The following is a 13,864-nucleotide window of genomic DNA, read 5'->3' as shown; positions in this document are numbered from 1 at the left end:
TCGCGATAGATGGAAAAAACAGGTTTCCCAGAAATCCGTCATTGCGAGCATAGCGAAGCAATCAAGTGCGGATCGGAAAGGCAGGAGCTGGATCGCCACGGCCTGCGGCCTCGCGATGACGGTTTAAGGTGAAGATGCGATAAATGGAAAAAAGCGGTTTCCGGCAAACCCGTCATTGCGAGCATAGCGAAGCAATCAAGTGCGGGTCTGAAAGGCAGGAGCTGGATCGCCACGGCCTGCGGCCTCGCGATGACGGTTTAATTTGTCGGTGCAGTGGACGCAAAGATAATTGCCCCACAAATCCGTCATTGCGAGCACAGCGAAGCAATCCAGTGCGGGTTTGACAGGCAGGAGCTGGATCGCCACGGCCTGCGGCCTCGCGATGACGGATTAAGGTGGGGATGCGATAGATGGAAAAAACAGGTTTCCCGCAAATACGTCATTGCGAGCATAGCGAAGCAATCAAGTGCGGATCGGAAAGGCAGGAGCTGGATCGCCATGGCCTGTGGCCTCGCGATGACGGTTTAAGGTGAAGATGCGATAAATGGAAAAAAGCGGTTTCCGGCAAACCCGTCATTGCGAGCATAGCGAAGCAATCCAGTGCAGGTCGGAAAGGTGGGAGCTTGATCGTTACAGCCTTTGGCTTCGCGATGACGGCGAAGAGGATTATGTCTGACGCATTGCCAATGGTGATTAATTGCCAGTCACAGAATCGAGTTATACAAATCCTCCCACCTCGGATTAAATGCTTCAATCAGTTCGAGCTTCCGCTTTCTCGAGCCGGATTTTATTTGTTTCTCTCGAAGGATTGCTGATTCCATGGACTCATGAGTTTCATAGAAAACAAGCTGATGCGTTGCATATCGTTTTGAAAAGCCGTCAATCACAGAGTTTTTATGTTGCCAGATACGATGGGGCAGATTCGACGTTACGCCTGTATAGAGAGTGCCGTTCCTTCGGTTGGTAAGAATATACACGCAAGGCAGTTTTTGCATTTGAGTAACCTCATATCCATATGAAAGTTCTGTTCAGTTTATCGAATTTTAGGATAAGGGGCTGGATCATGATGATTAAATTGTTTTTGTTTGCCTTTTACTTACAGACGTTGCGTACAACGTGGAGTGCGGGTTTGACAGGCAGGCACAGGATCGCCACGACCCGTGGCCTCACGATGACGGTTTAAGGTGGAAATGCGATAGATGGAAAAAAGCAGGTTTCTCACAAATCCGTCATTGCGAGCACAGCGAAGCAATCCAGTGCAGGTCGGAAAGGCAGGAGCTGGATCGCCACGGCCTGTGGCCTCGCGATGAAGGTTTAAGGTGGAGATGCGATAGATGAAAAAAGCAGGTTTCCCACAAATCCGTCATTGCGAGCATAGCGAAGCAATCCAGTGCAAGTCGGAAAGGCAGGAGCCGGATCGCCACGGTCTGTGGCCTCGCGATGACGGTTTAAGCTGGAGATGCGATAGATGGAAAAAAGCAGGTTTCTCACAAATCCGTCATTGCGAGCACAGCGAAGCAATCCAGTGCGGGTCGGAAAGGCAGGAGCTGGATCGCCGCGGCCTGTGGCCTCGCGATGACGGTTTAAGCTGGAGATGTGATAGAAGGAAAAATCCGTTTTTCCACAAACCCGTCATTGCGAGCACAGCGAAGCAATCCAGTGCGGGCCGGAAAGGCAGGAGCTGGATCGTCACGGCCTGTGGCCTCGCGATGACGGTTTAAGCTGGAGATGCGATAGATGGAAAAAAGCGGGTTTTCCACAAACCCGTCATTGCGAGCATAGCGAAGCAATCCAGTGCGGGTCGGAAAGGCAGGAGCTGGATCGCCGCGGCCTGTGGCCTCGCGATGACGGATTAAGTTGGGGGGCTCGCGGTGATGAGAGTCAAACGGATGATTTGAGTTTTTCGGCAACATCCTTGGCAAAGTAGGTCAGGATGCCATCAGCCCCTGCACGTTTAAATGCCAGCAGGCTTTCGGTGATTACTTCTTCTGTAAGCCAGCCATTGAGAATGGCGGCTTTGAGCATGGCGTATTCACCACTGACCTGATAGACAAAGGTGGGTTTGCCAAAGGTTTGTTTAACCCGATAAAGCACATCAAGATAGGGCATCCCGGGTTTCACCATCACCATATCCGCACCTTCCTGAATATCCAGTGCCACTTCGTGCAGCGCTTCGTCAGTGTTGGCAGGATCCATTTGGTAACTGAACTTGTTGCCGCCAGCCAGATTGCCGGCACTGCCGACGGCATCGCGGAAGGGTCCGTAAAAACTGGATGCGTATTTTGCCGAGTAGGCCATGATTCGGGTGTGAATAAACCCCTGCATTTCCAAGGCATTACGAACTGCACCAATGCGTCCGTCCATCATATCTGAAGGCGCGACAACATCAGCGCCGGCTTGAGCATGTGATAGCGCTTGTTTGATAAGCACGGCAACCGTCTCGTCGTTGATGATGTATCCCTGATCATCAATCAAGCCATCCTGACCATGTGTTGTGAATGGATCGAGCGCTACATCTGTCATGACGCCTAATTCAGGGAATTCGCGCTTGAGTGCACGAACTGCTTGTTGTGCAAGCCCGTCCGGGTTAAACGCTTCAGCAGCATCCAATGATTTTTTTTCGCTGGGTGTCACGGGAAACAGTGCCATCATCGGAATGCCCAGTGAGTGGACGAGTTCAGCTTCTTTGAGTAACAAGTCGATGCTGAGTCTTTCGACGCCGGGCATGGAGGCAACACTTTGTCGCTGGTTGTGGCCTTCCAGGACAAAGCAGGGATAAATCAGGTCATCCACAGTTAAATTATTTTCCCGGATCAGTCGACGTGAGAAGTCATCCTTGCGCAGACGCCTTGGCCGATGTTGCGGGAAACGACTGGAAATAAAGTTATACTGACTCATGAATGCTCTTGATTACTGTAGTGCTTTGGCCCCAATACTAACGCTGCACTGGTGACTTGTCATCGTTTACCGTGGACGCGATATGCCCGGTTACGATAAAATTAACAGGATTTGTCCGGGGTGAACGTATCGCTAACCCCATTCTTTCTATCTGGTGGAGGTTCCCCTTGCGAACAGGTGCGCTGCTTGCTCTTGAAGATGGCACGGTCTATCACGGCGAATCGATTGGCGCGGTGGGTCAATCGGTCGGTGAAGTCGTTTTTAATACCGCAATGACGGGCTATCAGGAGATTTTGACTGATCCCTCATACTGCCGCCAGATTGTCACACTGACTTATCCTCATATCGGCAACGTTGGTGTAAATATCGAGGACGAAGAATCGGACCAGATATTTGCCAGCGGCCTGATTATTCGTGAACTGTCGCCGCTGGTCAGCAGTTGGCGCAGTGAAGAGGCGCTGGATGTTTACCTTGAGCGACACAATATTGTCGGTCTGGCCGGTATTGATACCCGTAGCCTGACGCGGCTGTTGCGTGAGAAAGGCGCGATGAAAGGCTGCATTGTAGCTGGCGACGACATTGATGTTGACGCAGCGATTGCAGCAGCCAAAGCATTTGATGGCCTGAAAGGCATGGATTTGGCCAAGGTGGTCTCAACCAAAACCGCTTACGAGTGGGATCAGGGTGTCTGGCATATCGATGGTCAGAGCCAAGCGGCTGCCCCGCGTTTTCATGTTGTGGCGTATGACTTTGGTGCCAAGAAAAATATTCTACGGATGCTGGTTGAACGTGGTTGCAAGCTCACAGTGGTGCCAGCAGAAACACCTGCTGAAGAAGTGCTGGCCATGAATCCGGATGGTATTTTTCTCTCCAATGGCCCGGGTGACCCTGAGCCATGCGACTATGCAATCAAGTCCATTCAGACTTTTCTGGAAAAAGATTTGCCGATCTTTGGCATTTGCTTGGGGCACCAGTTGCTGGGGCTCGCCTGTGGTGCCAAAACAGTCAAGATGAAATTTGGTCATCACGGTGCCAACCATCCTGTTCAGGAATTACTCGCTGGTCTGGTGATGATTACCAGTCAGAACCATGGTTTTGCCGTTGACGAAGCCAGTCTGCCAGAAACCCTGCAAACAACTCATCGCTCTTTGTTCGATGGCACCTTGCAAGGTATTCATCATGTCAGCAAACCGGCATTCAGCTTCCAAGGACATCCGGAAGCCAGCCCAGGGCCGCAAGATGCCGCACCTCTGTTTGATCACTTCATTGACCTCCTCGAACACGCGACAGGTAAATAATCCAGATGGCAAAACGTACTGATATTGAAAGCATTCTGATTCTCGGTGCTGGTCCGATCGTCATCGGCCAGGCCTGTGAGTTTGATTACTCAGGCGCCCAAGCCTGTAAAGCGCTTCGGGAAGAGGGTTACCGCGTAATTCTGGTCAACTCAAACCCTGCGACCATCATGACTGACCCCAACATGGCCGACGCGACTTATATCGAGCCGGTCACCTGGCAGGCAGTCAGCAAAGTCATTGAAGTTGAACGTCCGGATGCGATTTTGCCGACCATGGGCGGCCAGACAGCGCTGAACTGTGCACTGGATTTGGAACGTCACGGCGTGCTGGAAAAATTCGGCGTGGAAATGATTGGCGCAGACAGCGAAGCCATCAACAAAGCCGAAGATCGGGATCTGTTCCGTGCTGCGATGCGCAAGATCGGTCTGGATATGCCGCAATCAGACATTGCCCATTCACTGGAAGAGGCGCTGTCGGTTCAGGAAAAATTCGGTTTTCCGGTGATTATCCGTCCGTCATTCACCATGGGCGGCAGCGGCGGTGGTATTGCCTACAATCGTGAAGACTTTATCGATATCTGTCAGCGCGGTTTGTACCTGAGCCCAACTAAAGAGCTGTTAATCGAAGAATCGATCATCGGCTGGAAAGAATACGAAATGGAAGTGGTGCGTGACCGCAAGGACAACGCCATTATCATTTGCTCGATTGAAAACCTCGATCCCATGGGTGTGCACACCGGTGACTCGATTACCGTGGCGCCAGCACAAACCCTGACCGACAAGGAATATCAAATCATGCGTAACGCCTCTCTGGCGGTATTGCGTGAAATTGGTGTGGATACCGGCGGTTCCAATGTGCAGTTTGCGGTGAATCCGGAATCAGGTCGTTTGATCATCATCGAGATGAATCCGCGTGTTTCACGTTCATCGGCACTGGCCTCCAAAGCGACCGGCTTCCCGATTGCCAAAGTCGCCGCCAAACTCGCTGTTGGCTACACGCTCGATGAGTTGCAGAACGAAATCACCGGCAATGCGACACCGGCATCATTCGAGCCGAGCATCGACTATGTGGTGACCAAGGTGCCTCGCTTCACCTTTGAAAAATTCCCACAGGCTGATAATCGCCTTAGCACGCAAATGAAATCTGTCGGAGAAGTGATGGCCATTGGTCGAAACTTCCAGGAATCATTGCAGAAAGCACTCAGAGGTCTTGAAATCGATCGCGACGGGCTGACCGAAGTTATGGATCTTGCTGATGAAAATGCGGCAGAGACCTTGCGTCGTGAATTGCGACTGCCTGGATCAGATCGCCTTTGGTATGTCGCTGATGCACTGCGTTTTGGCATGAGTTTCGATGAGGTTCAGCAACTGACACACATCGATCCCTGGTTCCTGATTCAGATTGAGGAACTGGTCACTATCGAAAACGAGCTGAAAGAACGCTCGCTGTCGGACATTGATGCCGTTGAGATGCGCAAGCTCAAGCAAAAAGGCTTCTCTGACTCGAGACTTGCCCGCTTGCTGCATAAAACAGAAAAACAAGTGCGTAGTCACCGTCATGCACTGAATGTCAGACCTGTCTACAAACGCGTTGACACTTGCGCGGCAGAGTTTTCGACGACGACAGCATATATGTACTCAACCTATGATCAAGAGTGCGAAGCCAATCCAAGCAATCGTGACAAGATCATGATCTTGGGCGGTGGCCCTAACCGAATCGGTCAAGGGATCGAGTTTGATTATTGCTGCGTACATGCGGCGCTGGCGCTGCGTGATGATGGTTATGAAACCATCATGGTCAACTGTAATCCAGAGACTGTTTCGACCGACTACGATACTTCGGACCGCCTGTATTTTGAGTCACTGACACTGGAAGACGTACTGGAGATTGTTGCGCTTGAGCAGCCTAAAGGCGTCATTGTGCAATTTGGTGGTCAGACACCGCTCAAGCTGGCACGCGCACTGGAAGCAGCCGGTGTGCCCATCATCGGTACCTCGCCGGATGCCATTGACCACGCCGAAGATCGTGAACGATTCCAGCAAATGGTCGAAAAACTTGGCTTGTTGCAACCACCTAATCGCCTTGCTCACTCCATTGATACGGCAGTTTCCCTGGCAGCTGAAGTCGGCTATCCACTGGTTGTCAGACCTTCGTACGTGCTGGGTGGCCGTGCGATGGAAATCGTCTACAACGAAGAAGAGCTGCAGCGTTATATGTTGACCGCGGTGCAGGTGTCCAATGATTCACCGGTGTTGCTGGATCGCTTTCTTGACGATGCCATTGAAGTCGACGTCGATGCCATTTGTGATGGCAAGGATGTGCTGATTGGCGGCATCATGGAACATATCGAACAAGCCGGGGTTCACTCGGGTGACTCGGCTTGTGCTATTCCGCCATATAGCCTGAGTCCTGCGATTATGGATCAGCTGCGTGAACAGGTGCGTCAGATGGCGCGAGAACTGGGCGTAATTGGTTTAATGAATACCCAGTTTGCCATTCAGGGTGATCGTGTATTTATCCTGGAGGTGAATCCTCGTGCTTCCAGAACTGTCCCTTATGTCTCCAAATCCATCGGTATTCCATTGGCCAAAGTTGCTGCTCGCTGTATGGCAGGCATGCCACTGGTCGAGCAGGGTGTTACCAAGGAAGTTGTACCGGCTTATTATTCGGTAAAAGAAGCGGTATTTCCGTTTATCAAGTTCCAGGGCGTTGACCCAATCCTTGGGCCAGAGATGAAATCTACCGGTGAGGTAATGGGCGTTGGCCGAAGCTTCGGTGAAGCCTTTGCCAAGTCACAGCTGGCAGCTTCAGTAAAACTGCCCACAGGCGGCAAGGCTTTCATTAGTGTTCGAGAGGCTGATAAGGTGGCGGTGGTAACCATAGCCAAAGATCTGGTCAGCCTTGGATTTTCACTGCTGGCAACGCGTGGTACACAAAAAGTACTGGAAGAATCTGGCGTTAGTTGTGATCGAGTCAACAAGGTAGCAGAAGGTCAGCCGCACATTGTTGATATGATCAAAAATGATGAAATCAGCCTGATTGTGAATACCACAGAAGGCCGGCAGGCAGTTGCAGATTCCAGAGAGATTCGTCGTGCCGCCCTCCAGCACCAGGTCAACTACACCACAACTTTGGCAGCAGCCAGAGCAACAGTGTTGGCACTGAACAGTCAAAACAATGACTCGGTTAACAGATTGCAGTCACTGCATGGAGAGTTGAAATAATGCCGGTACCCATGACGCATCGCGGAGCAGAAGCGCTTAAACAAGAGCTGCATGAACTGAAAACAGTCAAGCGTCCTAAGGTAGTCAACGATATCGCAGAAGCCCGTGCCCACGGTGATCTCAAAGAGAATGCCGAGTATCACGCTGCGCGTGAACAACAGAGCTTTATCGAAGGTCGGATCCAGGAACTTGAAGGAACGTTGGCCAATGCTCAGGTGATTGATCCAACTTCACTGCCACAAGACGGGCGTGTTGTGTTTGGTGTCACAGTAGACTTGCTCAATATCGATACCGATGAAGAAGTAACTTACCAAATCGTTGGCGATTACGAGTCTGATATCAAACTCAACCGTATTTCTGTGTCTTCGCCCATTGCCAGAGCACTGATTGGCAAGGAAGTGGACGATCTGGCGACCGTGCAGGCACCGGGTGGCAATATTGAATACGAAATCATTGCGATCCGTTATCTCGGTTAATCACTGATGCGCCGCTCTGAGTATGCCGGAGAGAGATTACTGCTGACCTTATGGGTTGGCAGTCTCTGGGCGATAGGTTTTCTTGCAGTTCCAGTCGCATTCTCTACTTTGGATAGTGCCACGGCGGCTGACTTTGCTGCCATTCTGTTTCAACTGGTCAGCTATCTGGGTTTGTTCTGTGGCGCAATCCTGATCGCCACCAAACTTATGCTGGATCGAGCGACTATCCCCGGTTCCTGGCGTTTTTGGATACTTATCTTGATGGTCAGTACCACGCTGGTTCTCACGGTTTATTTGTTGCCAGAAATGGCACAGCTCAGACAGATGATGATTCAGGCTGACACTGAACTCAGCCAGCGTTTTGACAGGCTGCATGTGATCAGCGAAAACCTGTACCTGCTGCTTTCGGTTCTTGGATTGCTGTTGGTGATGACCTCCGACAAGACACATCAATTACCATCAGAGAGCCAAGATGGCCCGAAGTAAATCCAGTCAAAACTGGCTTAAGGAGCATTTCGATGATCCTTATGTAAAAAAAGCGCAACAGAAGGGTTATCGGTCTCGAGCGACATTCAAGCTGGAAGAGATTGATCAAAAAGACAAGCTGATCCGACCCGGTATGGCTGTGGTTGATTTGGGCTCAGCTCCTGGTGGCTGGTCAGACTACGCGCTGCATAAGGTTGGAGACAGCGGTACGGTGGTTGCGCTGGATATCCTGCCAATGACACCACTGACCGGTGTACACTTCATCGAAGGTGATTTTCGAGAAGATGAAGTATTGCAACAACTGGAAACAGTTTTGGCTGGCAAGCAAGTTGACCTTGTATTATCGGATATGGCCCCCAATATGTCTGGTGTGGGTACTGTGGATCAGGCGGGTAGCATGTACCTTGTTGAGCTGGCATTGGATTTTGCGCTGAATCATTTAAGTAAACAGGGTGATTTTCTTGTCAAAGTTTTCCAGGGTGAAGGCTTTGATGCCTATTTCGCTGCGATGCGCGAGCATTTCAAAAAAGTCGTTACACGAAAACCGGATGCTTCAAGAGCGCGCAGTCGTGAAGTATATTTGCTGGGACGTGGGCTGAAGTAGTTGCAAGGCAACATACTGACTAGAGGTAACAAACATTGAGTGACATGATGAAGAATATAATCCTGTGGGTCGTCATTGCCATGGTGCTGATGTCGGTGTTTAACAACTTTGGCCCACAACAAGGTCGAAGTAATGAAATTGATTACTCATCATTCATCAGTAGTGTCAAAGAAGGCGGCGTAGCCAGCGTTGATATTCAGGGTCGGGAAATTACCGGCAAGATGACTGATGGCAGCGCATTTTCCACCTTCAGTCCTGACTATGATCCCGGTTTGATTGGTGATTTGCTGGATAACGGCGTCAGCATCACAGCACAGCCGGTTGAAAGAACTGGTTTGCTGATGCAAATCTTCATTTCCTGGTTCCCGATGCTGCTGTTGATTGCAGTGTGGATTTTCTTTATGCGTCAGATGCAGGGTGGTGGTGGCAAAAACCCTATGTCCTTTGGCAAAAGCAAAGCACGCATGCTCAGTGAAGATCAGGTCAAAGTCACTTTTAAAGATGTGGCCGGCGTAGAAGAAGCCAAAGAAGAAGTGGCAGAGCTGGTCGATTTTTTGAGAGATCCAAGCAAGTTCCAGAAACTGGGCGGACGCATTCCGCGCGGTATTTTGATGGCGGGTTCACCCGGTACAGGTAAAACCCTGCTTGCCAAAGCGATTGCCGGTGAAGCACGTGTTCCGTTTTTCACTATCTCAGGGTCTGACTTTGTCGAGATGTTTGTCGGTGTCGGTGCTTCGCGGGTTCGCGATATGTTTGAGCAGGCCAAAAAGCATGCACCTTGCATCATCTTCATCGATGAAATTGATGCCGTTGGTCGTCACCGTGGTGCCGGATTGGGCGGTGGTAATGACGAACGCGAACAAACACTTAACCAGTTACTGGTGGAAATGGATGGTTTCGAAGGCAATGAAGGTGTGATTGTCATTGCTGCAACCAACCGTCCTGATGTGCTTGATCCAGCATTGCTGCGTCCCGGTCGTTTTGACCGTCAGGTAGTTGTGCCACTGCCTGACATCAAAGGTCGTGAGCAGATCCTCAATGTGCATCTGCGTAAAGTACCTGCCGGTGATGATATTGATGCCAGCGTGATTGCGCGTGGCACACCGGGTTTCTCAGGTGCCGATCTCGCTAATCTGGTTAACGAAGCGGCGTTGTTTGCTGCGCGTGCCAACAAGCGTCTGGTTTCCATGAAAGAAATGGAGTTGGCCAAAGACAAAATCATGATGGGGGCAGAACGTCGTTCGATGGTAATGAACGACAAAGAAAAGAAACTCACTGCCTATCATGAAGCCGGTCATGCCATTGTCGGACGTCTGGTACCTGGTCACGATCCTGTCTATAAGGTGAGTATCATTCCTCGTGGTCGAGCCCTTGGCGTCACCATGTTCTTGCCGACAGAAGACAAATACAGCTACAGCAAGCAACAACTGGAAAGCCAGATTTCAAGTCTATATGGCGGCCGTATTGCCGAGGAAATGATCTTCGGCAAGGAAGCGGTGACTACCGGCGCGTCCAATGATATTCATCGGGCGACTGAGCTGGCACATAACATGGTGACCAAGTGGGGTCTGTCTGACAACATGGGGCCTCTGTCCTATGGTGAAGAGGAAGGCGAAGTCTTTTTGGGGCGCAGTGTGACTCAGCACAAAGCCGTTTCCGATTTGACTGCTAAACAAATCGATGAAGATGTGCGTACTTTGATCACGCGTAACTATGATCGGGCCGAACGTTTGCTGAAAGAAAACATCGACAAACTGCACAAAATGGCAGAGTTGTTGATCAAATACGAAACCATTGATAGCGACCAAATCGACGCTATCATGGAAGGCCGTGATCCAGGCGAACCGAAAGGCTGGTCAGATAGAACAACGCCGCCTTCAGCCGAAGATAACGAAGCCGAATCTGAGCCAAATGTCACTGGCAAACCTGCCGATCAGCTGAACTAGGTTCATCACAGATGTTTCTCGATTGTGCCGGCAAGTCACTTGACTTGTCGGCGCCCAAAGTCATGGGCATTCTCAATGTTACGCCGGACTCATTTTCTGATGGCGGCAAATTCAACAGTGTGGACAAGGCTTTGCAACAAGCAGAGGCGATGTTGCAAGCGGGCGCCGCTATCATTGATATCGGCGGTGAATCAACGCGGCCTGGATCTGAACCAGTATCCATAGAGCAGGAACTTGATCGTGTTTTACCGGCGATTGAGGCCATTCACCGTGAGCTGGATGTCATTATCTCGATTGATACACATAAACCAGCGGTGATGCAGGCTGCCGTTGCTGCCGGCGCTGGACTTATCAATGATGTCAACGCACTGCGTACCGATAATGCCGTTGAGGTTGCTGCCAGTTGCCAGGTACCCGTCTGCCTGATGCATATGCAGGGCACACCGCAAACCATGCAAAATGAGCCGAGTTACAAAGATGTGGTCGCCGAGGTGAAAAGCTTCCTTGTCGAGCGTGTTGAAGTTTGTGAAGCTGCAGGAATACCTCGCCACAACATTATTCTTGACCCTGGCTTTGGTTTTGGCAAACGGGCACGTCACAACTTGAGGTTGATGAAACACTTGTCAGAATTTCAATCGCTGGCATTGCCCTTATTGGTTGGGGTTTCTCGCAAATCAATTATTGGTGACACCTTGAATTTGCCAGTTGAACAGCGTTTGGCTGGTAGTCTGGCACTGGCAAGTCTCGCGGTCTGGCAGGGGGCGTTGATCATTCGCAGTCATGATGTCAGAGAAACCGTCCAGGCAGTAAAATTGTGTCAGAGCGTCATGCAGGTAGAAGATTTTGACTGAACAAAGAAAGTTTTTTGGAACGGATGGAATACGTGGTCGTGTCGGTTCAGGTGCAGTTGCCCCTGACTTCGTGCTCAAGCTGGGTTGGGCTGTAGGGCGTGTTTTAGCCAAGGAACGCCACAGCAAGGTGTTGATTGGCAAGGACACCCGGATTTCAGGTTATATGTTTGAGTCAGCACTTCAGGCTGGCTTATCCGCTGCTGGTGTGGACATTTACCTGACCGGACCTATGCCGACGCCTGCTGTCGCTTATTTGACCCGAACCTTTCATGCACAGGCCGGTATTGTCATCAGCGCTTCACACAACCCATACCATGACAATGGCATCAAATTCTTCTCTGCCAACGGTACCAAGTTGCCGGATGCGATCGAGCTTGAAATTGAAGCTATGCTCGATCAGCCACTGCAAACCGTTGATTCAACCCAATTAGGCAAAGCGCACAGGATTGGTGACGCACCCGGTAGATACATCGAGTTTTGCAAAAGCACCATTCCAGCAGGTATCGATCTCAGTCACCTGAAACTGGTGGTTGATTGTGCGCACGGCGCAACCTATCACATCGCACCTGAAGTGTTTATTGAACTCGGTGCAGAAGTAATTGAAATGGGCACTGAGCCGGATGGTTTCAACATCAATCAGGAATGTGGCTCAACCGAGCCGAGATTGTTGCAAGCGGCGGTATTGGAGCATCAGGCTGACCTTGGTATTGCCCTGGATGGTGATGGTGATCGAATCATCATGGTCGATCACAAAGGTGAAATTGTCGATGGCGATGAGATCTTGTTCATCATTGCCAGAAGTCGGCAGAAGACAGGACAGCCTATGACAGACGTTGTAGGGACTCAAATGTCCAATCTGGGGCTTGAACACGCTCTGGAGAAATATGGCATTAACCTGCATCGCGCCAAAGTGGGTGATCGTTACGTTATCGAAAAAATGCAGCAGGTAAACGGCTTGCTTGGCGGAGAAGCCTCAGGCCATATTATCTGTCTGGACAAAACCTCGACAGGCGATGGCATTGTTGCGGCTTTGCAAGTGCTTGCCGAAATCCAGCAGTCAGGACACAGCCTCCATGAACTGCGCTCTGCAGTGATCAAATATCCACAAAGACTGATTAACGTCAAAGTCAAAAAGATGATTGACCTGCAGTCGAATAATGCCATTACAGAAGCTTTGCAAGCTGCGGAGGCAAGACTGGCTGATGAAGGGCGCATATTGTTGCGTCCATCAGGTACTGAACCTGTCATCAGAGTAATGGTTGAAGGCCGTGATGCAACACTTATCAACGAATTGGCAAAACAGCTTGCTGAGTTGATTGAAAAGATTGCCGAGCAAGACTGATGTGCCCAGCAAATTGCTTTATCAAAACTGACTCGGTACCCTTTGTGTTTCATTTTTTCATGAGAGTGGTTGCCTGTGCGTAAACCCTTGGTTGCTGGAAACTGGAAAATGAACGGCACCAGTGCCAGTCATCAACGGTTGCTTGAAGGTATTCTGGCGCAGCGTGAGCGCTTTGCTGGAACAGAAGTCGCCTTGTTTCCTCCTGCGGTTTATCTGCAACAGGTACAGCATGCGCTGACCGGGACCGGAATCAACTGGGGAACACAGAATCTCTCGCAGTTTGCATCGGGCGCCTACACCGGTGAGATTTCTGCAGCAATGTTGCGAGACTTTGATTGCAAGTATGTGCTGATCGGTCACTCCGAACGGCGCTGTCTATATGCAGAACTCAATCTTGACCAGCTTGTGTTGGATCACATCATTGCAGAGAAATACGAAATTGCTGTCAAATTTGGCATTACACCGATTATTTGCATTGGTGAAAGTCCTGAAGAACACGCGCTGGGCCGGACCGAAGAAATGGTGGCAAGGCTGTTAGACACGGTCATTGCCCATCAAGGCGTCAAGACTCTGCAAAAAGCAGTATTGGCATACGAGCCGGTATGGGCAATTGGAACGGGTAAGACAGCCAGTCCGGAATGGGCACAGGATGTTCACGCATTTATGCGCCAGCGAGTCGCCAAACATGACCGCGAAACCGCAGAAATGCTGAGAATACTTTACGGGGGCAGCGTAAAAG

The 13,864-nt window shown here is 50.5% G+C and carries 12 protein-coding genes; 10 read left to right on the top strand and 2 right to left on the bottom strand.

Features of this window, described 5'->3' with window-relative positions; genetic code table 11:
• Positions 1–704: 704 nt before the first annotated feature.
• Positions 705–995, bottom strand: a complete 291-nt coding sequence (locus MPL1_RS08895) for a GIY-YIG nuclease family protein (protein WP_009726794.1) — start codon at positions 993–995, stop codon at positions 705–707.
• 339 nt (positions 996–1,334) lie between these two features.
• On the opposite strand from MPL1_RS08895, the gene MPL1_RS14160 reads away from it, so the two are divergent.
• A complete protein-coding gene (locus MPL1_RS14160) occupies positions 1,335–1,721 on the top strand; it encodes a hypothetical protein (RefSeq protein ID WP_009726793.1) in 387 nt (128 codons plus the stop codon).
• Between the two features lie 160 nt (positions 1,722–1,881).
• On the opposite strand, the gene hemB is transcribed toward MPL1_RS14160, so the two are convergent.
• Positions 1,882–2,898 (bottom strand): porphobilinogen synthase, encoded by a 1,017-nt coding sequence (gene hemB / locus MPL1_RS08885; RefSeq protein ID WP_009726792.1) that lies wholly within the window; start codon positions 2,896–2,898, stop codon positions 1,882–1,884.
• 167 nt (positions 2,899–3,065) lie between these two features.
• On the opposite strand from hemB, the gene carA reads away from it, so the two are divergent.
• The 9 genes from carA to tpiA all read left to right on the top strand — a co-directional run.
• The gene (carA, locus tag MPL1_RS08880; RefSeq protein ID WP_009726791.1) at positions 3,066–4,196 is read left to right on the top strand and encodes a glutamine-hydrolyzing carbamoyl-phosphate synthase small subunit; all 1,131 of its coding nucleotides are present in this window, start codon (positions 3,066–3,068) and stop codon (positions 4,194–4,196) included.
• A gap of 5 nt (positions 4,197–4,201) precedes the next feature.
• Positions 4,202–7,420, top strand: coding sequence for a carbamoyl-phosphate synthase large subunit (carB, locus tag MPL1_RS08875; RefSeq protein ID WP_009726790.1), 3,219 nt, complete (start codon positions 4,202–4,204; stop codon positions 7,418–7,420).
• A complete protein-coding gene (gene greA, locus MPL1_RS08870; RefSeq protein ID WP_009726789.1) occupies positions 7,420–7,896 on the top strand; it encodes a transcription elongation factor GreA in 477 nt (158 codons plus the stop codon). Before carB ends, greA begins: the two co-directional genes overlap by 1 nt.
• A gap of 6 nt (positions 7,897–7,902) precedes the next feature.
• A complete protein-coding gene (locus tag MPL1_RS08865) occupies positions 7,903–8,382 on the top strand; it encodes a DUF4149 domain-containing protein (protein ID WP_009726788.1) in 480 nt (159 codons plus the stop codon).
• A complete protein-coding gene (rlmE, locus tag MPL1_RS08860; RefSeq protein ID WP_009726787.1) occupies positions 8,369–8,986 on the top strand; it encodes a 23S rRNA (uridine(2552)-2'-O)-methyltransferase RlmE in 618 nt (205 codons plus the stop codon). Before MPL1_RS08865 ends, rlmE begins: the two co-directional genes overlap by 14 nt.
• Before the next feature lie 44 nt (positions 8,987–9,030).
• Positions 9,031–10,932, top strand: coding sequence for an ATP-dependent zinc metalloprotease FtsH (gene ftsH / locus MPL1_RS08855; RefSeq protein WP_009726786.1), 1,902 nt, complete (start codon positions 9,031–9,033; stop codon positions 10,930–10,932).
• 11 nt (positions 10,933–10,943) lie between these two features.
• Positions 10,944–11,783 (top strand): dihydropteroate synthase, encoded by an 840-nt coding sequence (gene folP / locus MPL1_RS08850; RefSeq protein WP_009726785.1) that lies wholly within the window; start codon positions 10,944–10,946, stop codon positions 11,781–11,783.
• On the top strand, positions 11,776–13,125 hold the full coding sequence (gene glmM / locus MPL1_RS08845; protein ID WP_009726784.1) for a phosphoglucosamine mutase: 1,350 nt from the start codon (positions 11,776–11,778) through the stop codon (positions 13,123–13,125). Before folP ends, glmM begins: the two co-directional genes overlap by 8 nt.
• A gap of 108 nt (positions 13,126–13,233) precedes the next feature.
• A partial coding sequence (tpiA, locus tag MPL1_RS08840; RefSeq protein ID WP_009726783.1) for a triose-phosphate isomerase occupies positions 13,234–13,864 on the top strand: 631 nt, incomplete at its 3' end.

This window comes from Methylophaga lonarensis MPL (genome assembly GCF_000349205.1).
GTDB lineage: Bacteria > Pseudomonadota > Gammaproteobacteria > Nitrosococcales > Methylophagaceae > Methylophaga > Methylophaga lonarensis.
The sequence above is the reverse complement of the archived record's forward strand: the minus strand, read 5'-3'. Positions and strand labels throughout refer to the sequence as shown.

Coding starts and splice junctions, on each gene's coding strand:
- rlmE (WP_009726787.1), top strand. CDS start 8,369: ATGGCCCGAAGTAAATCCAGTCAAAACTGGCTTAAGGAGCATTTCGAT.
- carB (WP_009726790.1), top strand. CDS start 4,202: ATGGCAAAACGTACTGATATTGAAAGCATTCTGATTCTCGGTGCTGGT.
- MPL1_RS08865 (WP_009726788.1), top strand. CDS start 7,903: ATGCGCCGCTCTGAGTATGCCGGAGAGAGATTACTGCTGACCTTATGG.
- MPL1_RS14160 (WP_009726793.1), top strand. CDS start 1,335: ATGAAAAAAGCAGGTTTCCCACAAATCCGTCATTGCGAGCATAGCGAA.
- greA (WP_009726789.1), top strand. CDS start 7,420: ATGCCGGTACCCATGACGCATCGCGGAGCAGAAGCGCTTAAACAAGAG.
- folP (WP_009726785.1), top strand. CDS start 10,944: ATGTTTCTCGATTGTGCCGGCAAGTCACTTGACTTGTCGGCGCCCAAA.
- MPL1_RS08895 (WP_009726794.1), bottom strand. CDS start 995: ATGCAAAAACTGCCTTGCGTGTATATTCTTACCAACCGAAGGAACGGC.
- ftsH (WP_009726786.1), top strand. CDS start 9,031: ATGATGAAGAATATAATCCTGTGGGTCGTCATTGCCATGGTGCTGATG.
- hemB (WP_009726792.1), bottom strand. CDS start 2,898: ATGAGTCAGTATAACTTTATTTCCAGTCGTTTCCCGCAACATCGGCCA.